The 24878-nt window shown below is 68.8% G+C and carries 24 protein-coding genes; 5 read left to right on the top strand and 19 right to left on the bottom strand.

Annotated elements, in window-relative coordinates; genetic code table 11:
• Nucleotides 1-6 precede the first annotated feature (6 nt).
• The 3 genes from metK to D3230_RS00295 form a co-directional block, all read right to left on the bottom strand.
• Nucleotides 7-1197: a methionine adenosyltransferase gene (gene metK / locus D3230_RS00305; protein ID WP_202343032.1), complete on the bottom strand. Its 1191-nt coding sequence runs from the start codon at nt 1195-1197 to the stop codon at nt 7-9.
• Nucleotides 1198-1318: 121 nt separating this feature from the next.
• The gene (gene rpoZ, locus D3230_RS00300; RefSeq protein WP_087014960.1) at nt 1319-1585 is read right to left on the bottom strand and encodes a DNA-directed RNA polymerase subunit omega; all 267 of its coding nucleotides are present in this window, start codon (nt 1583-1585) and stop codon (nt 1319-1321) included.
• Nucleotides 1586-1952: 367 nt separating this feature from the next.
• The gene (locus D3230_RS00295; RefSeq protein ID WP_202343031.1) at nt 1953-2600 is read right to left on the bottom strand and encodes a DUF8185 domain-containing protein; all 648 of its coding nucleotides are present in this window, start codon (nt 2598-2600) and stop codon (nt 1953-1955) included.
• 107 nt (nt 2601-2707) lie between these two features.
• On the opposite strand from D3230_RS00295, the gene D3230_RS00290 reads away from it, so the two are divergent.
• The 3 genes from D3230_RS00290 (at nt 2708) to D3230_RS00280 (ending at nt 5305) form a co-directional block, all read left to right on the top strand.
• Nucleotides 2708-3571: an acyl-CoA thioesterase gene (locus D3230_RS00290; RefSeq protein ID WP_202343030.1), complete on the top strand. Its 864-nt coding sequence runs from the start codon at nt 2708-2710 to the stop codon at nt 3569-3571.
• Between the two features lie 145 nt (nt 3572-3716).
• A complete protein-coding gene (locus tag D3230_RS00285) occupies nt 3717-4754 on the top strand; it encodes a hypothetical protein (protein WP_202343029.1) in 1038 nt (345 codons plus the stop codon).
• Complete coding sequence (locus D3230_RS00280; protein WP_202343028.1) at nt 4751-5305, top strand: RNA polymerase sigma factor; 555 nt, start codon at nt 4751-4753, stop codon at nt 5303-5305. Before D3230_RS00285 ends, D3230_RS00280 begins: the two co-directional genes overlap by 4 nt.
• Before the next feature lie 54 nt (nt 5306-5359).
• Here D3230_RS00280 and D3230_RS00275 read toward each other — a convergent pair whose 3' ends face one another.
• On the bottom strand, nt 5360-5881 hold the full coding sequence (locus tag D3230_RS00275; protein ID WP_202343027.1) for an acyl-CoA thioesterase: 522 nt from the start codon (nt 5879-5881) through the stop codon (nt 5360-5362).
• Between the two features lie 70 nt (nt 5882-5951).
• Nucleotides 5952-7634, bottom strand: coding sequence for an energy-dependent translational throttle protein EttA (ettA, locus tag D3230_RS00270; RefSeq protein ID WP_202343026.1), 1683 nt, complete (start codon nt 7632-7634; stop codon nt 5952-5954).
• Nucleotides 7635-7750: 116 nt separating this feature from the next.
• On the opposite strand from ettA, the gene D3230_RS00265 reads away from it, so the two are divergent.
• Complete coding sequence (locus tag D3230_RS00265) at nt 7751-8575, top strand: aminoglycoside 3'-phosphotransferase (protein WP_202343025.1); 825 nt, start codon at nt 7751-7753, stop codon at nt 8573-8575.
• On the opposite strand, the gene D3230_RS00260 is transcribed toward D3230_RS00265, so the two are convergent.
• Nucleotides 8576-9073, bottom strand: coding sequence for a DUF6993 domain-containing protein (locus D3230_RS00260; protein ID WP_337249019.1), 498 nt, complete (start codon nt 9071-9073; stop codon nt 8576-8578).
• A gap of 265 nt (nt 9074-9338) precedes the next feature.
• Between D3230_RS00260 and D3230_RS00255 the strand changes: the two genes are divergently transcribed.
• On the top strand, nt 9339-9980 hold the full coding sequence (locus tag D3230_RS00255; RefSeq protein ID WP_202343024.1) for a single-stranded DNA-binding protein: 642 nt from the start codon (nt 9339-9341) through the stop codon (nt 9978-9980).
• Here D3230_RS00255 and msrA read toward each other — a convergent pair whose 3' ends face one another.
• The 13 genes from msrA to D3230_RS00190 form a co-directional block, all read right to left on the bottom strand.
• Nucleotides 9981-10505, bottom strand: coding sequence for a peptide-methionine (S)-S-oxide reductase MsrA (gene msrA / locus D3230_RS00250; RefSeq protein WP_202343023.1), 525 nt, complete (start codon nt 10503-10505; stop codon nt 9981-9983). It abuts the gene before it with no gap.
• Nucleotides 10502-11353 carry an ammonia-dependent NAD(+) synthetase gene (nadE, locus tag D3230_RS00245; RefSeq protein ID WP_420029006.1) on the bottom strand — a complete coding sequence of 284 codons (852 nt, stop codon included), beginning with the start codon at nt 11351-11353 and terminating at the stop codon, nt 10502-10504. Before nadE ends, msrA begins: the two co-directional genes overlap by 4 nt.
• A 40-nt stretch (nt 11354-11393) precedes the next feature.
• Complete coding sequence (dnaE, locus tag D3230_RS00240; protein WP_237466701.1) at nt 11394-14906, bottom strand: DNA polymerase III subunit alpha; 3513 nt, start codon at nt 14904-14906, stop codon at nt 11394-11396.
• 725 nt (nt 14907-15631) lie between these two features.
• On the bottom strand, nt 15632-16567 hold the full coding sequence (locus D3230_RS00235) for an RluA family pseudouridine synthase (protein WP_202343021.1): 936 nt from the start codon (nt 16565-16567) through the stop codon (nt 15632-15634).
• On the bottom strand, nt 16554-17249 hold the full coding sequence (gene lspA, locus D3230_RS00230; RefSeq protein ID WP_202343020.1) for a signal peptidase II: 696 nt from the start codon (nt 17247-17249) through the stop codon (nt 16554-16556). Before lspA ends, D3230_RS00235 begins: the two co-directional genes overlap by 14 nt.
• Nucleotides 17250-17257: 8 nt before the next feature.
• Nucleotides 17258-17932: a DivIVA domain-containing protein gene (locus D3230_RS00225; RefSeq protein WP_202343019.1), complete on the bottom strand. Its 675-nt coding sequence runs from the start codon at nt 17930-17932 to the stop codon at nt 17258-17260.
• Nucleotides 17933-18044: 112 nt separating this feature from the next.
• Nucleotides 18045-18338, bottom strand: a complete 294-nt coding sequence (locus tag D3230_RS00220) for a YggT family protein (protein ID WP_202343018.1) — start codon at nt 18336-18338, stop codon at nt 18045-18047.
• Between the two features lie 3 nt (nt 18339-18341).
• Nucleotides 18342-18854: a cell division protein SepF gene (locus D3230_RS00215; RefSeq protein ID WP_202343017.1), complete on the bottom strand. Its 513-nt coding sequence runs from the start codon at nt 18852-18854 to the stop codon at nt 18342-18344.
• Between the two features lie 30 nt (nt 18855-18884).
• Nucleotides 18885-19577 carry a YggS family pyridoxal phosphate-dependent enzyme gene (locus D3230_RS00210; RefSeq protein ID WP_202343016.1) on the bottom strand — a complete coding sequence of 231 codons (693 nt, stop codon included), beginning with the start codon at nt 19575-19577 and terminating at the stop codon, nt 18885-18887.
• 5 nt (nt 19578-19582) lie between these two features.
• On the bottom strand, nt 19583-20824 hold the full coding sequence (ftsZ, locus tag D3230_RS00205; RefSeq protein WP_202343015.1) for a cell division protein FtsZ: 1242 nt from the start codon (nt 20822-20824) through the stop codon (nt 19583-19585).
• Between the two features lie 120 nt (nt 20825-20944).
• Nucleotides 20945-22144 (bottom strand): cell division protein FtsQ/DivIB, encoded by a 1200-nt coding sequence (locus D3230_RS16275; RefSeq protein ID WP_202343014.1) that lies wholly within the window; start codon nt 22142-22144, stop codon nt 20945-20947.
• Nucleotides 22141-23568 (bottom strand): UDP-N-acetylmuramate--L-alanine ligase, encoded by a 1428-nt coding sequence (gene murC / locus D3230_RS00195; protein ID WP_202343013.1) that lies wholly within the window; start codon nt 23566-23568, stop codon nt 22141-22143. Before murC ends, D3230_RS16275 begins: the two co-directional genes overlap by 4 nt.
• Nucleotides 23565-24848 carry an MFS transporter gene (locus tag D3230_RS00190; protein ID WP_202343012.1) on the bottom strand — a complete coding sequence of 428 codons (1284 nt, stop codon included), beginning with the start codon at nt 24846-24848 and terminating at the stop codon, nt 23565-23567. Before D3230_RS00190 ends, murC begins: the two co-directional genes overlap by 4 nt.
• Nucleotides 24849-24878: the final 30 nt, after the last annotated feature.

Raw genomic sequence — 24878 nt, 5'->3', positions numbered from 1 at the left:
GCGCACCTACACGCCGGCTGCGGCCTGCAGCTCCGCGACGCGCGGCGTGGCCTCCCAGGTGAAGTCGGGAAGCTCGCGTCCGAAGTGGCCGTAGGCACTGGTCTGCGCGTAGATCGGGCGCAGCAGCTGGAGGTCGCGGATAATCGCGAGCGGGCGCAGGTCGAACACCTCGCGCACGGCGGCCTCGATCCGCTCGCGCGGCACGGTCTCGGTGCCGAAGGTCTCGACGTAGAGCCCCACCGGGTGTGCCCGACCGATGGCGTAGGCGACCTGCAGCTCCGCGCGCTTCGCGAGTCCGGCCCGCACCACGTGCTTTGCGACCCAGCGCATGGCGTACGCGGCGGAACGATCCACCTTCGACGGGTCCTTCCCGCTGAAGGCACCACCGCCGTGGCGGCTCGCGCCGCCATAGGTGTCGATGATGATCTTGCGGCCGGTCAGCCCGGCGTCGCCCATCGGGCCGCCCACCACAAACGGGCCCGCCGGGTTGATGAACAGCTCGGCGCCGGCGCTGGGCAGCTCGACGCGCTCCAGCACGGGCCGGATGACCTCGCGCTCCACGGCCTCGCGCAACGCGGGCTGACTGATGCTCTGGTGGTGCTGCGTGGAGACCACAACGGCCTCGATGCTTGCCGGGCGATCGCCGTCGTAGCCGATCGTCACCTGCGTCTTGCCGTCGGGACGGAGCTCCGGAATGATGCCCGCGCGGCGCACCTCGGTGAGGCGCTCGGCGAGGCGGTGCGAGATCCAGCTCGGCAGCGGCTGCAGTTCCGGGGTCTCGTCGGTGGCGAAGCCGAACATGATGCCCTGATCCCCCGCGCCCTGACGGCTGAGTTCGTCGTCGAGGGCACCCGTGCGCAGCTCGAGCGAGCTGTCCACCCCGTCCGCGATGTCCGGAGACTGCTGGCCGATCGACACGGAGACGCCGCAGGACGAACCGTCGAAGCCCATCTCGGAGCTCGTGTACCCGATCTCGCGCACCGCGTCGCGGACGATCTGCGGGATCTCCACGTACCCGCTCGTCGACACCTCGCCGGCGACGTGCACGAGACCCGTCGTCACGAGCGTCTCGACGGCGACGCGCGCGCCGGGATCCTGCGCGAGCATGGCGTCGAGGATGGAATCAGAAATGCGGTCGCAGATCTTGTCGGGGTGGCCTTCGGTGACCGACTCCGAGGTGAACTGACGCAGCGACACGATGGGGCTCCTTGAGCGTAGGAAGTAATTGAGAAACTGGGGCGAACCCCGAAAACACCGGTGGCGCCGGTCCCTTCAGGGTATCCGACGCCACCGACACAGCTGCGAAAGCAGCAGAAGATTACGCTGCGTCCTCCGCGGCACGCTTCGTCATCGAGAGCTTGCCCTCGACGACCTCGTGCAGTGCGATCGACAGCGGCTTATCGTCGACAGACGAGTCGACGAGCGGCCCGACGTTGTCGAACAGGTTGCCGTCGTGCAGATCCGTGTAGTAATCGTTGATCTGACGAGCACGCTGCGAGGCGAAGATCACCAGCGCATACTTCGAATCCACCTTTTCGAGCAGATCGTCGATGGGCGGGTCGATGATGCCGTTGACATTTGCCATGAAAACACTCCTCCGGTTGACCTCCCTATCCTAGCTGAGGTTCGCGGAAATCGCTGCACCAGGCCGCGGACCGCGCGCCATGCTCTGCCCTGCCGCACACACTCCCCGCCGAATGCTCGTGCCGAGACGCCCATCTCGCACATCGCGAGGCTCGCGTACGCGCCACATTGAGTTCTCGCCGAATTTCCGCAGATATGGCTGAACACCCTGCCTGCGGAGCATGGGATGGGGACCTGCGCGGACCCCCGTGCGAGGTGCCAATTTCGAACCTTCCGATGCCTGGGAACCTGCCGATGTGGCTGCTCAATGGGGTTGCGCCAGTCCTCGCCGGGGCAGAACGACCGCGTGCGGGGCCAGGACCGCGGCGCTACCCGAGCAGCGAGCGCACCACCACGTGGCCGCGGTCCGTCGAGAGCCGCGTCCAGGTCAGGGACTTCGAGACGCGCACGGGCGCGGACTCCCCCAGGAAACCGAGCGTCTCCGCGGCAAAGGCCGCGGCGGCCGGGACGCCGGGCGCGATCTCCGCACCCCACACGGTGGCGCGGACCTTGTGCACGAGCGCTTCCCCGGGATCGGCCGGCAGCCGCTCGGCCACGCGCGCAATCCCCTCCGCGGCCACGGTGCCCAGCGAGGGCGCATCGATCGCGCCCGCGGGCTCCCACCCGGCGACCGGCGGCAGTACTCCGGCCCACGCCACCATCGCGGTGACGTCCGGGACATCGAGCGCGAGCCCAATGATCCCGAGCCGCGCGATCCGGTCCAGCAGGGACCGGCCCAGCACCGTCTCGTCGACGTCCTCGGTGGGGGCCTCGGAGAGCGCGAACGCGCGCATCACGAGCACCACGGGCACCGAATCCGTGATCCCGCGCGGCGCCTGCGTGCAGCCGTACACGGCGAGCGTCGACCCGCGGGTCAGGATCCGCACCTCGTCTTGCCCCACCTTCTGCAAGCGCTCAAGAAAGATGCGGAGATCGTCTCGCGTCGCGTGGTCCGCGAGCAGTAGTGTGGCAGCCATCCCCCCGAGTCTACCGCCGCCGTGCCCGCGAGGGATCCCGCGCCGCCACGCGCCGCAGCCCTAGACTTGAGAGACTTATCCGCTCGGACCCGCTTCCTGGAGGAACCATGACCGCCGCCGATCTCCTCTCGATGCTCTCGGTTCTCGACTCGGGTGCGCGCACCCGCGAGGACATCCTCACGGGGCCCCCGCTGCCCACCTGGCACGGGCGTTCCTTCGGCGGACAGGTGCTCGGGCAGGCGCTCGCGGCGGCCGGCACGACCGCCCCTGAGGGCCGCGCGCTGCACTCGATGCACGGGTATTTCCTCCGCCCCGGCAACAGCTCCGAGCGGATGACGTTCGAGGTGGATCGGCTCTACGACGGGCGGTCGTTCTCGACGCGTCGCGTGCAAGCGTACCAGGAGGGGCAGGTGCTCATGTCGCTCATCTCCTCCTTCCAGGTCCCGGATGAGGGCGTCGAACACCAGGAGCGGCGCGACATGTCGGATCTGCCGGATCCGGACTCGCTGCCCACCGTCTGGGAGAAGTACGGTCACCTCGCGAGCAACGGGCAGGCCTCCTGGGTGCTGAACCGCCCCTTCGACTTCCGCTACGTCGAGTCCGACATCATCTTGGAGGTCGCGGAGCGCAGCAACCGCCAGCGGGTGTGGATGCGGAGTCGGGACACGCTCGACGCGAGCGCGCTGATCCACTCGGCTGCTCTCGCGTTCGCGAGCGATTACCTCCTCCTTGAGCCCATCGCCCGGCAGCACGGCACCCCCTGGGCGACGCCGGGCATGCGCTTCGCAAGCCTCGACCACGCCATGTGGTTCCATCGCCCGTTCCGCGTCGACGAGTGGCTGCTGTACGAGCTGGAGTCTCCCACCTCGCAGAACGGCCGCGGACTCACCCACGGCCGGTTCTACGACCGCGAAGGCAACCTCGTCGCCAGCGTCAGCCAGGAGGGCATGGTCCGCTTCCCGACCGAGTAACGCCGTCGCGGGCACCGTGCGGCGACGGATCACGCGCTGCTTGGGCTGCCGGATCTGACACCGGCGCGAGGCCGATCCGACGAATCTGTCACGTTTCCGCGCACACCGGCAGGTCATGGGTATGGCTTCTCGGAAGGAACCCCGCATGTCTGATCCTGATCCCCACCGTCCTGTGGCGCCGAGCGGTGCCGGTCGTGCTGCTCCGGGCGCGAATACCGCTGCCGATCGCACGACCCACGGCGCTCTCGACGCCCGGCTCGATGCGCAACTGCAGGACCTGGCGGGCACCCCGCCCCAGCTCAGCCCTCGGGCCGCGCGGGTGCTCGTCCGCGCGGCGGCGACGCCGGCGCGGACGCAGCGCCGCAAACGCTGGGCGGTCTCGGCGGGCGTCGTGCTCGCTGCCGGCGCCCTGATCCTCCCGACGGCCGCGATCGCCGAGCGACTCTTCGCGGCCCAGACGGGAGAGTTCGCGGAGCCAGGTCAGTCGGAGGTCAGTGCCGGCGAGGAATGGATCGATCCGAACACCTCGGATTTCGCGAGCTTTGTCGCCTCAGTCGCACCGACCGAGCTCCCCGCACCCGATGGATTCGATTGGGATGAGGCTGCCCGCCTGATCGCGGCGCGCTATGCGTCCACGGAGCCCACCCGATTGGCCGACGGGCTCCTCGGCGGGGACTATGAGCGCGAACTCTGGCTCGCCTGGATTGTCGAGTGGATCGAGGCCGATCGAGACGACGACGCACCGCGCCGCAGCGCCGCCCTCGATGCGCTCCGTGCCGCCCCCGCGTGGCCGCACATCGCGGCCGCCGACGGAGGCGGAATCCGGTACGTGATGTGGGCATTCGTGGCTCGCGTGCAGGATCCCGCGGCCGAGGACCGCGCCGCCGCCGCGCAGGCGCTCCTCCAGTTCGAGTTGTCGTCGTGCGAGGCTGAGGCCAGCGCGGGCCGGGGATGCGAGGTGTGGGATCGAGTCGACCGACAGGCCCTGATCGACGGCGTGTTCGCGGAGTACACGGCGACGTTGGGACCGGAACCCGTCATGATCGATGACGCGTACTGGGCCCAGTACGACGTGGATCTCCGTGCGATCGCCGCCCGGGCGGGCGTGGCGGACCCCGAGGCTGCGGTGGGGACTCGCCGCAGCGCAGCCGCGCAGGCGGGATCCGGGGAGGGCGTCGCATGACCGCCCCGATCCGCGGCCTCGTGGACGCGGCGCAGGCCGAACAACCGCCCCACGCAGGATCCGGCGCGGATCTCGCCGGGGGCGACCCCAGCGACGTCCTCGCGGAACTCCTCCCGGAACTCAACGCCTACTTCTGGCGTCGGCTCGGCGATCCTGACGACGCCGCCGATGCGGCCGCGGACACGCTGCTCGTGCTCGTCGCGAAGGGCGCTCGACTCCCGGCATCCCGCGAGCAGGTACGCCAATACGCCTTCGGTGTTGCACGCAAGGTGTTGCTGCGTGCGCGCCGAGGCAGGGTCCGGCATTCGGAGCTCGGCGAACGACTCCGCCACGAACTCACCGCGGTCTCGGTGTCACCACCCGAGGCGCACCCGGAGCTCCGTCGTGCGCTCAGCGCACTGCCGGAACGGGATCGGGAACTCCTGCTCCTCGTCGCATGGGAGGGTTTCGGCGTCGCCGAAGCTGGCCAGGTCCTCGGCTACCGGGCGGCCGCGGCCCGCAAGCGCTACTCGCGCGTCCGCGCGGCGCTGCGGGCGGAGCTCAGCGGATAGGCGGGGTGCGGGGCGCACGCCGGGTGCGGCCCCGCGCTTCCCGGGACCTGCGCGCTACCCGCGCCGCATCTGGACGGGATCATCCATCCACGCGGAGACCGATGCGCGGCCCGCATCGGAGAGACGAAGGGGGCGCATCGTCTCGCCGTGAACGATCACGATGTGCGAGATTGCGCGGGCCACCACGTTCCGCTCAGCGTTCGTGCCGCCCGCGGCGGGAGCGTCGGCCATATCCCTGTCGCCGCTGTCCCGGTGAGCACCCTCGACGATCTCGTAGTGCACTTCCAGGCTCGATCCTCCCAGCTTTCCGATCCACAGCTCCACCGTGATCGGTCGTTCCGAGTACTCGAGCACCCGCAAGAACTCGATCTGCTGATTCGCGACGAGCATCTTCGGGCCCGCGGGGTCGTCACTCCGAAAGTGCCGCTCCATGCCGGTGCGCTCGCGCCCGGATCCCAGCCAGAAGGTCCGCACTCGTGCCTCTTCAAGGAACCGCGCGAACGCGACATTGTTGACGTGCCCGTAGGCGTCCTGATCGCCCCAGCGGAGCTCCATGTCAATCCTGGTGCGCGCCATCCGTGCGCCCCCTTTCTCCGGTGAAAACACGAGAGCCCGACTCCCCACGGGAATCGGGCTCTCAGGCCGCTTAGTCGCGGGTGAGCTTGCGGTAGGTGACGCGCGACGGCTTCGCCGCGTCTGCTCCGAGCCGCTCGATCTTGTTGGCCTCGTAAGCTTCGAAGTTGCCCTCGAACCAGTGCCAGTTCGCGGGGTTCTCCTCGGTGCCCTCGTAGGCGAGGATGTGGGTCGCGATCCGGTCCAGGAACCAGCGATCGTGCGTGATCACCACGGCACAGCCGGGGAACTCGAGCAGCGCGTTCTCGAGGCTGGAGAGCGTTTCGACGTCCAGGTCGTTCGTGGGCTCATCGAGGAGCAGCAGGTTGCCGCCCTGCTTCAGCGTGAGCGCGAGGTTCAGGCGGTTGCGCTCACCACCGGACAGCACGCCCGAGGGCTTCTGCTGATCCGGTCCCTTGAACCCGAAGGTCGAGACGTACGCACGCGAGGGGATCTCCGTGTTGCCGACCTGGATGTAGTCGAGTCCGTCGGAGACGACCTCCCACACGGTCTTCTTCGGGTCGATCCCGCCACGGGTCTGGTCCACGTAGCTGAGCTTGACGGTCTCGCCGATCTTCAGCTCGCCGCCGTCGAGCGGCTCGATGCCCACGATCGTCTTGAAGAGCGTCGTCTTCCCCACACCGTTCGGGCCGATGATGCCGACGATGCCGTTGCGCGGCAGCGAGAACGAGAGGCCGTCGATGAGCGTCCGCCCGTCGAAGCCCTTGACGAGATCCTTCGCTTCGAGCACGAGGTTCCCGAGGCGCGGACCCGCGGGGATCTGAATCTCCTCGAAGTCAAGCTTCCGGGTGCGCTCAGCCTCGGCAGCCATCTCCTCGTAGCGCGCCAGACGCGCCTTCGACTTGGCCTGGCGACCCTTCGTGTTCGAGCGGACCCACTCGAGCTCCTCCTTGAGGCGCTTCTGGAGCTTCTGGTCCTTCTTGCCCTGCACCTCGAGGCGCGCGGCCTTCTGCTCCAGGTACGTGGAGTAGTTGCCCTCGTACGGGTACAGGCGCCCGCGGTCGACCTCACAGATCCAGGTGGCGACGTGGTCGAGGAAGTACCGGTCGTGCGTCACGGCCATCACGGCACCCGGGTACTTCGCGAGGTGCTGCTCAAGCCACAGCACGCTCTCGGCGTCGAGGTGGTTCGTGGGCTCATCGAGCAGCAGCAGGTCCGGCTTCTCGAGCAGCAGCTTGCAGAGCGCCACGCGGCGCTTCTCGCCACCGGACAGGTTCTTCACGATCGCCTCGGGCGGCGGGCAGCGCAGCGCGTCCATCGCCTGCTCGAGCTGGTTGTCGAGGTCCCAACCGTCGACCGCGTCGATCGCTTCTTGCAGCTCGCCCATTTCGGGCAGCAGCTTGTCGTAGTCCGCGTCCGGGTTGGCCATCTCGGCGGAGATCTCGTTGAAGCGATCAAGCTTCCCCTTGATCCCCGAGACGCCCTGCTGCACGTTCGCGAGCACGGTGAGTTCCTCGTCCAGCTCCGGCTCCTGCATCAGGATGCCGACGGTGTAGCCCGGCGTGAGGATCGCCTCGCCGTTCGACGGGGTGTCGAGCCCCGCCATGATCTTCAGAATCGTGGACTTACCGGCACCGTTAGGCCCGACCACGCCGATCTTCGCGCCCGGCAGGAACGCCATGGTCACGTCGTCGAGGATCACCTTGTCGCCGTGCGCCTTGCGCGCGCGAACCATCTGGTAAATGTACTCAGCCATATGTTTTCCGTGCGCCCGTGGCGCCCCGAACTCCCTGTGTGCAAGTCAATATTGGATATGGCCACTCTACCGTGTGGGCGAGCGCAGCGGCCCGCGGACCTGCGAGACTTGCTCCCATGCACAGCCGTCCCGCACCGCTCGCCGCAATTCCCGACGGACCCGTCCCCGTTCCGCCGCGGGTCGCCGCGCTCACCGGAGGGCGCGAACTCACCCCGGTGTGGGTCAACGGACTCGGCGGCGTGACCTTCCACGATCCGGGCGCCACGGGCACGGACGCGCGCTTCATCAAGTGGACCGCGGCGGGCACGCCGGAGATCGATCTCGCACGGGAAGCCGATCGGCTGGCCTGGGCGGCGGCGCACGGCGCTGCGGTCCCTCGGGTGCTGGATCACGGGTCCGACGCCGCCGGATCGTGGCTCATCACCGCCGCGCTCGATGGGGAGTCGGCCGTTGCGCCGCGCTGGATCGCGGATCCCGAGACCGCGGCCCGGGCGATCGGCGTGGGGCTGCGGATCCTGCACGATCAGCTGCCCGTCGCCGAGGCCCCCGCCGCGTGGTCAGTGGAGCGCCGAATCGAGCAGTTCGAGGACCGCGTCCGCGCGGGCGCTGGCCCGGCGAGCTGGTCTTCCGAGTACCAGCACCTCACCGTCGCCCAGGTGCGGGATCGCCTTCGCGACGCGCCGCCGCTGGAGGATCCCGTCGTGTGCCACGGTGACGCCTGCGCCCCCAACACGCTCCTCGACGAGCGCGGACGCTTCGCCGCTCACGTGGATCTCCAGGAACTCGGCGTGGCGGATCGCTGGGCCGACCTGGCCATCGCGGCGTGGAGCACCGAGTGGAACTATGGTCCCGGCTACAGCGACACCGTATATGCCAGATACGGCATCGACCCCGATCCGGGGCGAATTGCGTACTACCGGCTGCTCTGGGATGTGAGCTGACTACCCGCCGTTCTGCGCGATCGGCGCGGTCTTTCCGATCAGGCAGATGTCGCCGTTCGGTCCGATCGCCGGTTCCACCACCGCGAAGGTGCTGCGGTCTTCCGTCACGAGCTGCCCGATCAGGCAGCTCGCTTCGACGCGCACCGACACGAAGATATTGTCGGCGACGAGGTTCGTCTTGCTCTGGTCAAAGCTCACCTGCATGAGCGCGGGATCGAACCCCGCGGCAACCACCGCATCGACGACGGGCTGCCCCTGGATCGGGCTCGTTCCCGCCCCGTAGGCGCGCAGCACCTCGGTAAAGTACGGGAGGTTCTCTTCCGCGGTCCCGCCGGGGATGAGCTCGGGTGCCACCTCAGGGGCCGCCGGCGTCTCGCGCGGGGGCGTCTGTGGAGTGGGTCCCTCAAGCAGTGCGCAGCCCGCCAGCAGCGCGGCGGACGCGGTCACAGCGAGCAGCGCGGCGACGGCGCGACGGGGGCGGTTCATTCCTCTGGGCACCCGCTCAGTCTACGCACCCCCAGCGCGGCGCGGGCTGATGGCGGGCTGAGACGTGCGCGAGCTCGCGAGCGCCCCGGCCGGTGAGCCGCGTCTCCGTCGCTCACAGCCCGCGGATATCCGCGTTCGAGCGAAATCCCTCCACAGAAGCGCACCGATCCGGATATCCGGCGGCCCACGGAGGGAGGCTCGTCACGAGCGGAAGCCGTCACTCCCCCGTCGAGCGACGTCGGCTCAGTTCTTACCATTCAGGCAAAGGAGCACCATCATGTCCACTACCGTCGGCATCGTCGGCACCATCGGCACCACCCCCAGGTTGGTACGCTCAGCCGCGAACGTCGCTTTCTGTTCCTTCCGGGTCGCGAACACGCCGCGCCGCTACGATCGCGACACCAGTTCCTGGGTCGACGGCGAGACCAGCTGGTACACGGTGAACGCCTTCCGGGGGCTCGCCGAACACGCCAAGGCCTCGCTGTCGCTGGGCGACCGGGTCGTGGTCTCCGGCAGGCTCCGCGTCCGGGATTGGAAGGGCGACGATCGCTCCGGCACGAACGTCGAGATCGAGGCGGACGGTCTGGGGCACGACCTCCGCTGGGGCACCACACGGTTCGCCGCGTCCCCGCGGGCGGAGGAGCTCGCGGGGACGCGGGAAGCCTCGGAGCGAACGGAGAGCCCGACAAGTCCAGGCTCAGAGAACCTGGAGGGCCCGGAGCCCCTGGGAAGCCCAGAGCTCCTGGGAAGCCCGGAGCCCCTGGCACAGGGCGGCACCCCTCGGGTCCCGAGCATTTCCGGCCCGAGCACTGAGCACGGCTACGCCGCCGGCGTGCTGCGCGACGTCGCGGACGTCGGATTGAACGACGCGGCGGGGTCCGGCGAGGACGCCGCCACCACCGAACGCGGGGCGGCGTGACTACCGCAGATACTCGGCGAACGCCGCGCGGACCTTGTTCACCTTCGGGACGGCAACCGCGAGGCAGTAGCCCTGGGTGGGGTTCTTCGCGAAGAAGTCCTGGTGCGCGTCCTCCGCCGGGAACACCTCGCCGAGGGGCTCCATCGTCGTGACGATCTCCCCGGGCCACCACTCGGCGGCGCGCAGGCGAGCGGCCTCGAACAGTGCCGTCTGCGCGTCGTCCGCGGGGAACATGGCGGAGCGGTACTGCGTGCCGACGTCGTGACCCTGGCGATTGAGCTGGGTCGGGTCGTGCATCGTGAAGAAGGCGTCGAGGATCACCTCGGCGGGGATCACGTCCTCGTCGAAGGTCACGGCTACGGCTTCCGCGTGGCCGGTGTGACCGGTGCAGACCTGCTCATACGTGGGCGACGGGGTGGTGCCGCCCGTGTAGCAGGAGAGCACCTCGGTCACGCCTCGCAGCTGTCGATATGCCGCGTCAAGGCACCAGAAGCAGCCGCCCGCCACCACAAATGTCGTGCTCATGCCTGTTCCCTCCGCTCCGCGTCGCCGCGCCACCAGGTATCGTCCGGCGTCACCGGGGTGCGGCGCTTGTGCTCGGTCGCCCGGTAGCGGCGCTCGAGGTTCTCGGTCGCTGCGGCGGATACCGTTTCGCCGCGCAGGTACCCGTCGATCTCCGGGTAGGTGACGCCGAGGCTCGATTCGTCGGTCTGGCCCGGCTGGTCGTCGAGCAGGTCCGCCGTGGGGATCTTCTGCCAGAGGCGTTCCGGGGCGTCCAACGCGCGCAGCATCTCCGCCCCCTGACCCTTGGTCAGGCCCGCGAGCGGGATCACGTCAGCCGCACCATCCCCAAACTTCGTGTAGAAGCCGGTGATCGCCTCGGCGGCGTGGTCCGTCCCGATCACGAGCAACCCGCGGTCCCCGGCGATCGCGTACTGAGCGACCATGCGCATCCGCGCCTTCACGTTGCCGCGGGTAAAGTCGGTGAGCGGGGTGCCGGTCGCGGCCGACACTTCCTCCACGAGCCCGTCCGTGCCCGCCGCAATGTTCACGGTCACCGCACGATCAGGCCGAATGAAGCTGAGCGCGAGCTGCGCGTCGTCTTCGTCCTGCTGCACGGCATAGGGCAACCGCACCGCGATGAACTCCGCCTCGCGACCCTCCGCGCGGAGCCGCTCGACCGCGAGCTGCGCAAGTCGCCCCGCGAGCGAGGAATCCTGGCCGCCGGAGATGCCGAGCACGAAACCGCGCACGCCGGGAATTGCCCGCGCGTACTCGACGAGGAAGCCTACCCGGCGCTCCACCTCCGCGGCCGGCTCGATCGCGGGGACCGGGCCGAGCGCCCGGATGATTTCCTGCTGCATCTCGTTCACGGTCCCCACTCTACTCCGGCTTCCCCACGGCGTGCAGGCGCTAGCCCGCAGCCACCAATTCCTCGAGCGGCATGAGGCACCGCGGTCCGAGCAACCCCTTCAGCTCGCCAAACAGATCCGCCGAGACCCGCACCTGCAGCGGAAGCTCGAAGACGCGGATCGCCGTCGAGGTCATCAGGTTCAGCCGTACCTCGCTCTCCCCGCGGTGGCGCAACAGCGTTCGCTTCAGCTCGTCCATCAGCTCCTCGGTCGCGCGGGCGTCCGAGATGGTGAGCATGAGCGTCTCCGCGTCCTCCTGCACCCCCGCGTCGATGGGTTTCACGCCATACGCGTGCATCGACATGCCATCGTCCCGCGCATTCATCTTGCCGCGCAGCGCCACGATCGAGTCCGGCTGCAACAGGCTGCCGAACTCCTGATACGACTTGCCCATGAACAGGGCCTGCATTTCGCCGCTGAAGTCCTCGATGGTGACCATGCCGTACAGGTTGCCCGACTTCGCGGTCCGATGCTGCACGTCGGTCAGCAGGCCCGCAAGGGTGACGACCTCGCCGTCGAAGCCCGGCGACGCATCCGGGTTCGTGACCTGCTGCACGGTCGCGCTGGCTTCCTTCGCGAGCGCCGATTCAAGCCCGCGCAGCGGATGGTCCGAAACGTAGAGCCCCAGCATCTCGCGCTCGAAGGAGAGTTTGTCCTTCTTCGTCCACTCCGGGCGATCCGGCACCTGCGAGGCCTCCGGCGACTCCCCCGCCTCCTCAGCGACCTCCGCGAACAGGCTGTCGAAGTCGAAGCCGACGTTGCCCTTTTCGGCGTCCCGCTTTTCCTTCACCGCGCTCTCGATGGTCTGCTCGTGGATCTCGACGAGCGCGCGGCGCGTGCCGCCGAGCCCGTCGAACGCCCCGGCCTTGATGAGCGACTCGATGGTCCGCTTGTTGAGCGCAACGAGCGGCACCTTCTTGAGGAAGTCGTGATAGCTCTCGAACGCACCCTTCTCCTCGCGGGCCTCGCGAATCGCCTGGACCACGTTCGTGCCGACGTTCCGGATCGCGCCGAGCCCGAATCGGATGTCGTCGCCGACCGCGGAGAAGTCCGCGAACGAATCGTTCACCGCGGGAGGGAGCACCTGGATGCCCATGCGGCGGCACTCGTTGAGGTAGATCGCGAGCTTATCCTTCGAATCGCCGACGCTCGTCAGCAGCGCTGCCATGTACTCGCCCGGGTAGTGCGCCTTCAGGTAGGCGGTCCAATACGAGATGACACCGTAGGCGGCGGAGTGCGCCTTGTTGAACGCATAGTCCGAGAAGGGCAGCAGGATATCCCACAGCGCTTTCACGGCCGCCGGCGAAAACCCTCGCTCGGCCATGCCCGCGGCGAAGCCCGCATACTGCTTGTCGAGCTCAGACTTCTTCTTCTTGCCCATCGCGCGGCGCAGAATATCGGCTTCACCGAGCGAGAAGCCGGCGACCTTCTGCGCGATCGACATCACCTGCTCTTGGTAGATGATGAGGCCGAAGGTCGTGTCGAGCACGTCCTTCAGGGGCTCCTCAAGCTCCGGATGAATGGGCGTGATCGGCTGCAGGCCGTTCTTGCGAAGCGCGTAGTTCGTGTGCGAATCCGCGCCCATCGGGCCCGGGCGGTACAGCGCGAGCACGGCCGAGATGTCCTCGAAGTTATCCGGTTTCATGAGGCGCAGCAGCCCGCGCATCGGCCCGCCATCGAGCTGGAAGACGCCGAGCGTATCGCCGCGAGCCAGCAGTTCGTACGACGCCTGATCGTCGAGCTCAAGCCGCTCGAGATCGAGTTCCACGCCTCGGTTCAGCCGAATATTCTCGAGCGCGTCGGAGATGATCGTCAGGTTGCGCAGCCCCAGGAAGTCCATCTTGATCAGGCCGAGGCCCTCACAGGTGGGGTAGTCGAACTGGGTGACGATCTGGCCGTCCTGCTCGCGCTTCATGATCGGGATGATGTCGATCAGCGGATCGCTCGACATGATCACGCCCGCGGCGTGCACGCCCCACTGGCGCTTCAGCCCCTCGAGCCCGAGGGCCGTCTCGTACACCTTCTTCGCGTCCGGATCCTCTTGGAGCACCGCGCGGAACTCGGCGGCTTCCTTATATCGCGGGTGATCCGGGTCTGTGATGCCCGAGAGCGGGATATCCTTCGCCATCACGGCGGGCGGCATCGCCTTCGTGAGCTTCTCGCCCATGCCGAACGGGAAACCGAGCACGCGCGAGGAATCCTTCAGCGCCTGCTTCGATTTGATTGTGCCGTAGGTGACAATCTGCGCCACGCGCTCGTCGCCATACTTCTCGGTGACATACTTGATGACCTCGCCGCGGCGACGATCATCGAAGTCGACGTCGAAGTCGGGCATGGAGACGCGATCCGGGTTGAGAAAGCGCTCGAAGATGAGGCCGTGCTGCAGCGGGTCCAGGTCGGTGATCCGCATCGCGTACGCCGCCATCGAGCCGGCGCCGGAGCCACGACCGGGGCCCACGCGGATCCCGTTGTCCTTGGACCAGTTGATGAAGTCGGCGACCACGAGGAAGTAGCCGGGGAAGCCCATCTGGGTGATGACGCCCGTCTCGTACTCGGCCTGTTTGCGTACGGCGTCCGGGATCCCGCCGGGGTAGCGGTACTCGAGCCCCCGCTCAACCTCCTTGATGAACCAGCTTTCCTCGGTCTCCCCCGCGGGAACGGGATAGTTCGGCATGTAGTTCGCCGAGGTATTGAACTCCGAGTTGCAGCGCTCCGCGATGAGCAGGGTGTTGTCGCACGCCTCCGGCATCTCGCGGAAGATGTGCCGCATCTCGGCGGCGGTCTTCAGGTAGTAGCCGGATCCGCTGAACTGGAATCGGTTCGGATCGTCAAGCCGCGATCCGGATTGCACGCACAGCAGCGCGGAGTGCGACTCCGCGTCGGCCTCGTGCACATAGTGGAGGTCGTTCGTGGCAACGAGCGGGATCCCGAGATCCTTCGAGATCTTCACCAGATCCTTTTGGACGCGGCGTTCGATCTCGAGGCCGTGATCCATGATCTCGCAGAAGTAGTTTTCCTTGCCGAAGATCGCTTGAAACTCTGCGGCGGCCTCGCGCGCTTCGGCGTACTGCCCGAGGCGGAGCCTGGTCTGAATCTCGCCGGAGGGGCAGCCCGTGGTCGCGATCAGCCCATTCGCGTACTGCTGCAGCAGCTCGCGGTCCATGCGGGGCTTGAAGTAGTACCCCTCGATCGAGGATCGACTCGACAGCCGGAACAGGTTGTGCATGCCCGCCGTCGTTTCGGAGAGCAGGGTCATGTGGGTGTACGCGCCCGCGCCCGACACGTCGTCGCCGCCGCCGTCGCCCCACCGCACCCGGGTGCGATCACTCCGGTGCGTGCCCGGGGTCACGTACGCCTCGATGCCGATGATCGGGTTCACGCCGTGATCGCGGGCGGTTTTCCAGAAGTCGAACGCCCCGAAGGTGTTGCCGTGATCCGTCACCGCGATCGCAGGCATCCCCTGCGCCGCGGTCGCCTCGATCAACGGCTTCACGCGCGCCGCGCCGTCGAGCATCGAGTATTCGCTGTGCACGTGCAGGTGCACGAACCCGTCTTTGTCTGACACCGAATGGGCCCCTTTCACCGACCCCTCCAGGGTACCCCGTGCCGGGCTGGAGCGCCCCGAGGACGGGAACGGTGGCGCGTGTCGGGCGCGAGCGACGGCGTCTTCGGGGGGTTACCGCACGTCGGCGTCGCACCACGGGCAGCTGTACGCCGCCTGCGGCTGCGCGGTCCGCTTGAAGACGGTGTGCCACCGTGTGCAGATGGCACGGAAGTGCCAATCGTCGCTGCTGACTTTCGCCGCGCGGGTCGTGACCGTCAGCGGCGCCTCACTGTGCCGCTCGCTTGCCTGTGTATGCACGTGGTGCCTCGTTCCTCTCGCTCCCCGGGCGGCCCACAGAAGTCGGGAGCGCCCTGTGATGAGTGAAGCATCCGGGCGGAGAAAACCGCGTCGTTCCGGGCCGAACCGGACGTTTCCGGAAAGTCCGAACAGCCAATCCAAACGAATACCCGCGAGGCGAGGAGCCTCCTCGGAGAAGGCCATGAACAGCCTGTGAGGGGAGCAGGGGCTCGTCATACGTACGCTGACCGCTGGCCGTCGCAGCTGCCGCCGCGCGTGCCTCCGCGGGGGTGAAACTTGGTCGCGCCGAACCGCCCCGGGGACGTCCCCCGGGTCCCTGGCGCACTCCGCGCGGACAGACCCGATCCGCGCGCGAGCGGTTCAGGAGACGGCGACGGTCAGAGGTCGCGGGGTTCCGACCCCGACAGCACGTCGAGCGCGTGGTGCAGATCCGCGGGATAGACCGATGAGTACTCAACGGCCTCGCCCGTCCCCGGGTGCCGGAAGCCGAGCCGCATCGCGTGCAACCACTGCCGCGACAACCCCAGCCGTTCCGACAGCGTCGGGTCCGCGCCGTACATGCCGTCGCCCACGCACGGGTGCCGCTGCGCCGACATGTGCACGCGAATCTGGTGCGTGCGCCCCGTCTCGAGCTCGATCTCCAGCAGCGTCGCGTACGGGAACGCTTCGAGGGTCTCGTAGTGCGTCACCGACGGCTTCCCATCGCGCGTCACCGCGAACTTCCACTCGTGGCCGGGGTGCCGACCGATCGGCCCCTCGATCGTGCCGGAGAAGGGGTCCGGGTGCCCCTGCACCACGGCGTGGTAGATCTTCGAGACTTCGCGCTCCTTGAACGCGCGCTTGAGCTCGCTGTATGCCCGCTCGCTCTTCGCCACCACCATCAGGCCGCTCGTTCCCGCGTCAAGGCGGTGCACGATGCCCTGCCGCTCGGGAGGACCGGAGGTGGCGATCCGGAACCCGGCCCCGGCGAGCGCGCCGAGCACCGTGGGACCGTCCCAGCCGAGCGAGGGGTGCGCGGCAACGCCGGCGGGCTTATCGATCACGACGATGTCGTCGTCGTCGTGCACGATCCCCAGTTCGGGGAGATCCACCGGGATAATCTCCGGGCCGCGCTTCTCCGTCCAGGACACCTCGAGCCAGCCGCCCGCGGCGAGCCGATCGGACTTGCCGAGGACCTGCCCGTCCAGGCTGACGCCCCCGCCCTGCGCGATCTCCGCCGCGAAGCTTCGCGAGAATCCCAGGAGCTTCGCGAGCGCGGCATCCACGCGTTCTCCCGCGAGACCGTCGGGGACCGGGAGACTACGGTGCTGCATGACCATCCTCAGAGTCGGGGCGCGGAACGTCGGGATCCCCCGGGTTGGGCGCTTCCGCGGCGGGATGTGCCGCAGCGGGCCCTGCCGCCGCGAGCTTCGCCTCGGCGAGCGCCGCCTCGTCCGCGCGGGCCTGCGCCCGGGTGCGCCCGTCGATCGGCAGTCCGAGCAGGGTGATCAGGATGAACAGGAGCATGCCTGAAACGATCCCGATGTCGGCGATGTTGTAGATCGCTTCGTTGAAGCCGAGCCACATCCACGGCGTGGAGATGAAGTCGATGACGTGGCCCTCGGGGAACCCTGGCTCACGCGCGAGCCGGTCCGTGAGGTTGCCGAGCACCCCGCCGAGGAGCAGACCGAGAAACAGCGACCACGCGATCGAACGCAGTCGTCGGATCTGCCAGAGGATCACGCACACCACAACCACCGCGAGGATCGTGAAAATCCAGGTGGAGCCGCTCGCGAGCGAGAACGCGGCACCCGGGTTCCTCACGAAGTGCCAACGCAGCACATCGCCGAGCACGGGCACGGTGACGCCCTCGGGCAAGCTCGTGACGACCCAGTTCTTGACGAGCTGATCCGTCGCCCACACGAGGAGGGCGACACAGAACAGAATGATCGGGACCCAGCGACGCCACGGCCGATTGGCCGTGGCGTCGCTGGAAACCTCAGAAGCGGTGGACACGCTCCGCGCTACTGCAGGCCGTCAGGGGCACCGGCGGGCTCGGGCGAGCCGTCGAGGCCGCGCAGCTGCGACTGGATGTAGGAGCGAAGCGTGGAGCGGTACTCGCTCTCGAACTGGCGCAGGTCCTTGATCTTGAACTGGAGATCGCCGCGCTCTTCGCCGAGCTCGCGCAGTTCGTCCGCGCGCTGCTGCTGGGCTTCCTCAACGAGCTGCTTCGCGGTGCGCTCGGCGTCCTGGATCATCTGGTCGCGCTTCGCCTCGGCGTCGGAGATCAGCTGGTCACGGGTGGTCTCACCCTCGTGGACGTGCTTGTCGTGCAGCTCGAGTGCGAGCTGCAGCATGGCGCTCGACTTCACGGCGTCGGGCTGCGTCGCGCCGGCCGGAGCGGCAACCGGGGCCGCCGGTGCCGGCGTCTCCACCGGTGCGGGGGCGGGTGCCTCAACCACGATGGTCTGTTCGGACGCGGCGCCCGCCGTGTCCTCGCCCTTCCCTGCCTCACAGGCCGCAAGCTTCGCGGTCAGCTCGTCGATCTGCGCCTGCAGGCCGGACTTCTCTTCTTCGTGCTCGCGGAGCACCTCGACGATGGTGTCGAGAAAGTCGTCGACCTGGTCCAGATCGTAGCCGTCGCGGAACTTGGTGATCGTGAACTTCTGGTTCACGACGTCTTCGGGAGTCAGGGCCATCGTTACGTCTCTTTCGCTTCGGGACCACTGACGTGGTCTGTGACAACGCTCACAAGCACGTGGTCTAGTTCCACGCTAGCAAATAATGCCGTGTTCTTGCAGAACTGACGCGTTACCACCCGGGAATAATTGCAATCAGGATCCAGCAGGAGAGCATTGCGAGCATCCAGCCGAGGTCCAGGGAGACCTGCCCGAGACGGATCGGAGGCAGGAGCTTCCGGAACATCCGAATCGGCGGATCCGTCACGGTATAGACCAGTTCAATGGCCAGCGCGAGTCCGCCCCGAGGGCGGAAGTTTCGGTTCAGCACCGTGATCCAGTCGAGCACGAATCGCACCCAGAGGACCAGGGTGTAGATCCGGAGGACCACCTTCAGAATGGTCCCAATGATCAGTACAAACTCCACCGGTTACGCCGTGGGAGAGACGAAGAATGAACCGCTGTCGTTCGCCCGCGAGTCGTCCCCGGCGACCTCAATGTGCTCCGGCGACAACAGGAACACCTTGCTCGTCACCCGTTCGATCCGGCCGTGCAGGCCCATCGACAGGCCGCTCGCAAAGTCGATGAGCCGCTTCGCATCGGCCTCGTCCATGCGCGAGAGGTTAATGATCACGGGAACTCCGTCACGGAAGCTCTCGGCGACAATCTTGGCGTCCCGGTACTCCGTCGGATGCACCGTCAGGATCTCGTTGAGCGGCTGCGCAGCGGCCGGCTTCGTGGGCGTGACTCGTCGCAGCGGCGTCACGGCAGCACGCTGCGCGGCGGGCCGCGCAGGCTCCGGCTTCGCGGCGGCCGGAGCCGAGGCGGCGGCTGCGGGGGTCGCGCGAGGGGCGGGGGCCGGCTGCGTCGCGGCGGCCTGCTCCTCGAGCTCTTCTTCGGCGAGGCCGAGGAACACCATGGTCTTCTTCAGCGGGTTGCTCATTTTCTCTCCCAACGGTGCGGTGGTTCGAGACTATCGGGGGTCGGGCCGATTGCCGGTGATTGCGCTGCCGATTCGCAGGTGTGTCGCACCCGCGGCGATGGCCTCGACGTAGTCGTGCGTCATTCCCGCAGAGATCGCGGTGGCGTCAGGCGCGACGGCGCGGACGCGCGCCGAGTAGTCCGAGAGGCGGGCGAAGGCCTGTGCGGGTGCCTCGTCCAGCGGGGCCACCGCCATGATTCCGCGAAGCGTGAGCGACGGATTCTCGAGGGCGTGTTCGGCCAGCGCCTCAAGCTCTGCGGGCGCGACTCCCCCGCGGCCGGGATCGTCGGTCATATTGACCTGGAGAAACACATCGATCGGCCGCTCAAGATCTGTCAGCGCGTCGACAAGCCGCGGTCGGTCGATCGAGTGAATCGATCGCGCGTAGCGCGCGGCCTGACGCGCCTTCTTCGTCTGGAGCTGGCCGATGAAGTGCCAGTGCAGATCGAGGTCGCTGAGGGCTTCCGCCTTGGCCTGCGCCTCCTGGTGTCGATTTTCCCCGACGTCGCGCACGCCCAGCCCGGCGAGCGCGCGAACGAGCTCGGGCGGGTGGAACTTCGTGACGACGATCAGCGTCACGTCCTCGCGCGGCCGGCCAGCCGCGCGGCACGCGTCGGCGACCCCTGCCTGCACCGCGTCGAGGCGGTCACTCAGGCCGGGATCGCTCCATTCCTGCTGCGCCACGATGATTACTTCAGGAACTCGGGAATGTCGAGATCGTCGCCGTCATCATCGCCATCGAACGCCGGATCCTTGAGCTGCGCTTCCACCGGCGGGTGCGCAATGACCTCACCGAACTGCCCGGTGGCGGGTGCCGGCTCCGTCGCGCCCGCCGGCTTCTCCGCGGTGACCGCGTTGAACCCGGGGAAGCCGAGGCCGGTGGCCTCCGCCGTCGCGCCCACCGTGCGGCCGTTCGGCACCTCGTCGAGGCTTTCGACATGGCTGCCGCGGCGACCGCGCTCGGGGCTCGGGGCCGCAGCGGCCTGATCGGCGTCGAAGCCGGCGGCGATCACCGTCACGCGCACCTCGTCGCCGAGGGTGTCGTCGATAACGGTACCGAAGATGATGTTGGCCTCCGGGTGAACCACGTCCTGCACGAGCGTGGACGCCTCGTAGATCTCGCTCAGCGCGAGGTTCGAGGAGCCCTGGATCGACAGCAGCACCCCGTGGGCACCCTCGACCGAGGCCTCGAGCAGCGGCGAGGCGACCGCGAGCTCCGCGGCCTTGATCGCGCGGTCCGCGCCGCGCGCGGAACCGATGCCCATGAGCGCGGCACCCGCGCCCTGCATCACGGATTTCACGTCGGCGAAGTCGAGGTTGATGAGGCCGGGGGTCGTGATGAGGTCCGTGATCCCGGAGACGCCGGCGAGCAGCACCTGGTCGGCGGCGGCGAAGGCCTCGATCATGCTGATCCCCGGCTCGCTGATGTCGAGGAGGCGGTCGTTCGGGACCACGATGAGGGTGTCCACGGCCTCGCGCAGGGTGTTGATGCCCGAGTCGGCCTGCGCGGCACGGCGCTTCCCCTCGAAGCTGAACGGGCGCGTCACGACGCCGATGGTCAGGGCGCCGATCGACTTCGCGATGCGCGCGACAACCGGGGCCGCACCGGTGCCGGTGCCGCCACCCTCGCCCGCGGTCACGAAGACCATGTCGGCGCCGGTCAGCGCCTCTTCGATCTCCTCGGCGTGGTCCTCGGCGGCGCGTCGGCCCACCTCGGGGTCGGCACCGGCGCCGAGCCCGCGGGTCAGTTCACGGCCGATGTCGAGCTTCACGTCGGCGTCGCTGAGCAGCAGCGCCTGCGCGTCCGTGTTGACGGAGATGAATTCGACACCGCGGAGGCCGAGTTCGATCATTCGGTTGACGGCGTTCACGCCGCCGCCGCCCACTCCGACGACCTTGATTACCGCGAGGTAGTTCTGGTTCCCTGACACCTGGATCCTCCGCCCGTAACCCTCAACCTCTAGCTGAAGTTCAAAGTTAGTATTGCCGAATACGTTTCTGCACCCCACGCTACGGCCCGAGCCGGGCTCGCCGCGGCAGACACGCGGGAACTAGCGGAAAACAGGAGCTTCCGAGGAGGAGACGTCCACGTGTTCGACCGGGTGGTCGCCGAGGGAACCCAGCATCGAACTCAGCACCAGCGCCTTGCGCTTGGTCTGCTCCGCATCGCCCCAGAGCACCTCGATGCCGTTCGTGAGCACAAACGTCACGTCCTGGCCGCTCGTGGCGCTCACGCTCACGATGAGCGCGCGCAGCTCCGCGGGCATGTCGCGCAAGGCACGCGCGGCGGACTGGAACGCCGCGGACGACAGATCCGTCACCGCTTCCGCGCCGAGCGGCACGCCAGCCGGTGCGGCCTCCTGCACGCCGAGCAGCACCCCCGCGGCGTCGTACTGGCCGATGCCACCCTCGGCGGGCAGCGAAATGACGGGGACGCGCTCCTCGATCCGCACGGTCATCGTGTGCGGCGGCGTCCGCTCCACGGCGTAGCGCTGGATCAGCGGGAACGGTTCGAGCGCCCGATGCACATCGGCGTCGTCCACGAGCGCGAGCGGCACCCCCTCGAAGCGGGAGAGCGCCTCCGCCACGGCGGCCTCGTCGACGCTCGACGCCCCGACGAGCTGCACCTCGCGCACCGCCATCAGTGGGGTGAACGCTCCGACGACGACGAACAGCGCGAGCGTGGCCACGGCGCCGAGCGCGATCCACCAGACGCGCCGGCGGCGGCGCGCGTGCAGCGTAAAGCGCTGACGCTCACGCCGAATACGCGCCTTGCGCTGCTTCCCTGCCTGACGCACCCGCCGCTCCGCCGCCCGGACCGGGTCCGCCTCGCGGGCGGCGCGCCACCGGGACACCGCGGATCCTGCAGGCCGCTCGGGCTCATCGAGCGCGAGCTCGGACCCTCCGGAGCGGTCCTCGGCGTCGCGCGTCTCACGCACCGCCGAAAGATCAATCGTCGGCGCGAGATCCTGCGCCGGAGCGAAATCCTGGGCCGGAGCGGGACCCTGCGCCGGAGCGGGATCCTGCGCCGGAGCGGGGCCGTCACTCGCGTCTTCCGCCGGCTGCGCGACCGCCTCGCGTGCGGTGCGCGAGCGCAGGCGGTCCATGAGCCGTGCCCCGGCGCCCGGCCCTGGGGCATCGACGCCGGTCAGCGGCGGCGTCACATCCCCGGTGTCACGCTCCGCGTCGGTTCCGGGCGCGCTCGATTCGGGGCGTTCCGGCCCCCGATCGAACCCGCTCGGCCGCTTCACTGTGCCGCGGCCTCGAACCGACCGCGCAGAGCCTCAACCACCTGCGGAATGATGCGATACACGGTCCCGCAGCTCATCGTCACCATCACATCGCCGGGCTGCGCAAACTCAGCAAGGTACTCGGCGGCGTCCTGCCACTCCGGACGGTACGCCACCCGGCTGGCGTCCACAAAGTCGTTCGAGACGAGCGCCCCCGTGACCTCGGGCACCGGGTCCTCGCGAGCGCCGTCGACGGCGAGCACGACCGTGTGGTCGGCACCGGACTCGAGCGCCTCCGCGAACTCGCGGTGGAACATGCTCGTGCGGCTGTAGAGGTGAGGCTGGTGGATCGCGATCAAGCGGCCCTCTCCCACGACGGCGCGTGCGGACTCGAGGAGCGCCGCGACCTCCGTCGGGTGGTGCGCGTAGTCGTCGTAGACGCGGACCCCGCCGACCTCGGCGTGGAACTCGAAGCGGCGCTTGGTTCCACCGAACTCGGCGATCGCGGCCAACGCCTCCCCCGGCGCGAAGCCGAGCCCGGTGAGGACGGCGAGCGAGCCCACCGCGTTGACCGCATTATGCCGGCCGTACACGGACAGCTGGGCGTCGAATCGGGCACCGTCGATCTCCACGGTGAACCGGACCGGACCGGAATCATCGATCGAGAGAATCCGTACGTCCGCGTCGGCGGCCTCGCCGAATGTCCGGATCGCGGGGCCGGCGTCGCCGGTTTCCGCGCGCAGCGCCGCGAGCACCTCGAGGGCCCCCGGATCGTCGGCGGAGATGACCACCAGCTCGCGCGCGCCGCGCGCGAAATCGACAAACGCCTGCATGAAGGCCTCACGCGAGCCGTAGAAATCGAGGTGCTCGGGGTCGACGTTGGTGATCAACGCGACGGCCGTGTCGTACAGCAGGAAGGATTTGTCCGACTCGTCCGCCTCGATCACAAACAGCTCGTCCGTGCCCGGCCCGGAGCTCACGCCGAGCGACTCGATGATGCCACCGTTCACAAACGAGGGATCGGCACCGACACCGAGCAGGCCCGTCACGACCATGCCCGTGGAGGTGGTCTTCCCGTGCGCCCCTGCGATCGAGACGACCCGCTTCCCGCGGGCCAGCCACGCGAGGGCCTGCGAGCGGTGCAACACGGGCATGCCCGTCGCGAGCGCCCGCTGGTACTCGGGGTTGTCCTGCCACAGCGCACCCGTGACCACGAGCGTGTCCGCGTCGCCCACGTTCTCGGCATCGTGACCGATCGCGACGGAGATCCCGAGTTCCTCAAGCGCCGCGGTGGAGTAGTTCGCGCTGCGGTCGGATCCCGTCACGCGCACGCCGGCCTGGTGCATCATGCGCGCGATCCCGCTCATCCCAGAGCCACCGATGCCCACGAAGTGCACGCGGCCCAGCTCGGCGGGGATCTCCAGTTCGAGGTCGGGATAGATCATCGGTGCTCCTTGGGAAGACGGTCGGGGACGCTCGGCGCGTCAGCACTCAAGCGTATCGCGCGCTCCCCCGAAGCCGGGTGTGCGACGCGCTCGCGCGGGATCAGCGGGACCGCGAGCACCGGCGCGAGGGCGGTGAGCGCGAGGGCCGTCGGGATACCGAGCGTCCCGATCAGCAGCCCCACGCCGGGCCCCACCGCCGCGGCGGCCAGGAACTGGCCGGTGTTCTGCAGGCCGAGCGCGCGCCCCGCCCACGCGGGACCCGCAATCTCCGCGACCGCGGTGAAGGCGAGCCCGTTGTCGGCGACGCTGACGCAGCTCGCGAGCACGTACACCGCCGCCGCGGCGATCCCCCATTCGGCCCAGCCGCACGCGGCGGCGGCGAGCAGCACCACGACGCCCGCGACGGCGATCTGGCGCAGCGGGCGGAGCCGCGAGTGGACCCGGTCGCTCCAGACCCCCACCAGGATCCGCCCGCCCGCACCCGCAAACTGTGCACCGGCGACCAGCGCGCCCGCGGTGAGCGGGTCCCAGCCAAAGCCCACCGTGAACCACACGAGGCCGAAGGTGGACAGCGCGAACTGCGGAATCACGAGCAACATGGAGACGGCGTGGATCCGCACGAGGTCGGCACTCCCGCGGTAGGGGTTCTCGACGGCCGCCGTGCCGGCTCCCGCGCCGGAACGCGCCGTGCGTGCCGGATCCCGCACCACGATCGCGCACGCAATGAGGCTTGCGAGGGTCAACGCACCGCCCAGCGCGAGCGCGAGCGGGACGCCTCCGGCAGCGGCGAGCGGGGGCACAGCGAGCGCGGCAACCGCCATACCGAGCGGTTGACAGGTCTGCCGGATCCCCATGGCGAGGCCGCGGCGTTCGGCCGGGAACCAGCCCGCGATCAGGCGACCGCTCGCGCTATTGGTGCAGCCGGCGAGCGCGCCGCTCACCCCGAGTACGATCGCCAGCGGCCACAGCCGATCCGAGCCGTCCTGCCCGCCCGTGGCGAGGACGACGCTGCCGCCCACCGCGAGCGTTGTGAGGCCGAGCCCGATGAGCAGCACCCGGCGCTCGCCCCAGCGGTCCGTGGCCGCGCCCCACAGCACGAGCGAGGCGACGAGTCCGAGATTCGGCGCGCCGGCGAGGAGGCCGGCCTCCGCGAAACTGAGCCCCGCCCGCTCGTGCAGAAACGGGATCAGGAACGCGGGTGCCGCGGTGACGACCGTGGTCGCCGCCTGGGCACACACCATCGTGGCGAGCATCGCCCACAGGCGAGAGGGAATCTTCATGGGGTCTCCGAGTGCCGAAACGGGAAACCG

It is taken from the genome of Leucobacter chromiireducens subsp. solipictus, assembly GCF_016758195.1.
In the GTDB taxonomy this organism is placed as follows: Bacteria; Actinomycetota; Actinomycetes; order Actinomycetales; family Microbacteriaceae; genus Leucobacter; species Leucobacter solipictus.
Note: the sequence above shows the minus strand (reverse complement) of the source record. Positions and strands in the feature narration are given on the sequence as shown.

What these genes read in the sequence shown, in the direction of transcription:
- rpoZ (WP_087014960.1), bottom strand. Translation starts at nt 1,585, where the DNA reads ATGGCAAATGTCAACGGCATCATCGACCCGCCCATCGACGATCTGCTC.
- D3230_RS00295 (WP_202343031.1), bottom strand. Translation starts at nt 2,600, where the DNA reads ATGGCTGCCACACTACTGCTCGCGGACCACGCGACGCGAGACGATCTC.
- D3230_RS00290 (WP_202343030.1), top strand. Translation starts at nt 2,708, where the DNA reads ATGACCGCCGCCGATCTCCTCTCGATGCTCTCGGTTCTCGACTCGGGT.
- D3230_RS00285 (WP_202343029.1), top strand. Translation starts at nt 3,717, where the DNA reads ATGTCTGATCCTGATCCCCACCGTCCTGTGGCGCCGAGCGGTGCCGGT.
- D3230_RS00280 (WP_202343028.1), top strand. Translation starts at nt 4,751, where the DNA reads ATGACCGCCCCGATCCGCGGCCTCGTGGACGCGGCGCAGGCCGAACAA.
- D3230_RS00275 (WP_202343027.1), bottom strand. Translation starts at nt 5,881, where the DNA reads ATGGCGCGCACCAGGATTGACATGGAGCTCCGCTGGGGCGATCAGGAC.
- ettA (WP_202343026.1), bottom strand. Translation starts at nt 7,634, where the DNA reads ATGGCTGAGTACATTTACCAGATGGTTCGCGCGCGCAAGGCGCACGGC.
- D3230_RS00265 (WP_202343025.1), top strand. Translation starts at nt 7,751, where the DNA reads ATGCACAGCCGTCCCGCACCGCTCGCCGCAATTCCCGACGGACCCGTC.
- D3230_RS00255 (WP_202343024.1), top strand. Translation starts at nt 9,339, where the DNA reads ATGTCCACTACCGTCGGCATCGTCGGCACCATCGGCACCACCCCCAGG.
- msrA (WP_202343023.1), bottom strand. Translation starts at nt 10,505, where the DNA reads ATGAGCACGACATTTGTGGTGGCGGGCGGCTGCTTCTGGTGCCTTGAC.
- dnaE (WP_237466701.1), bottom strand. Translation starts at nt 14,906, where the DNA reads ATGCTCGACGGCGCGGCGCGCGTGAAGCCGTTGATCGAGGCGACCGCG.
- D3230_RS00235 (WP_202343021.1), bottom strand. Translation starts at nt 16,567, where the DNA reads ATGCAGCACCGTAGTCTCCCGGTCCCCGACGGTCTCGCGGGAGAACGC.
- D3230_RS00225 (WP_202343019.1), bottom strand. Translation starts at nt 17,932, where the DNA reads ATGGCCCTGACTCCCGAAGACGTCGTGAACCAGAAGTTCACGATCACC.
- D3230_RS00215 (WP_202343017.1), bottom strand. Translation starts at nt 18,854, where the DNA reads ATGAGCAACCCGCTGAAGAAGACCATGGTGTTCCTCGGCCTCGCCGAA.
- murC (WP_202343013.1), bottom strand. Translation starts at nt 23,568, where the DNA reads ATGATCTATCCCGACCTCGAACTGGAGATCCCCGCCGAGCTGGGCCGC.
- D3230_RS00190 (WP_202343012.1), bottom strand. Translation starts at nt 24,848, where the DNA reads ATGAAGATTCCCTCTCGCCTGTGGGCGATGCTCGCCACGATGGTGTGT.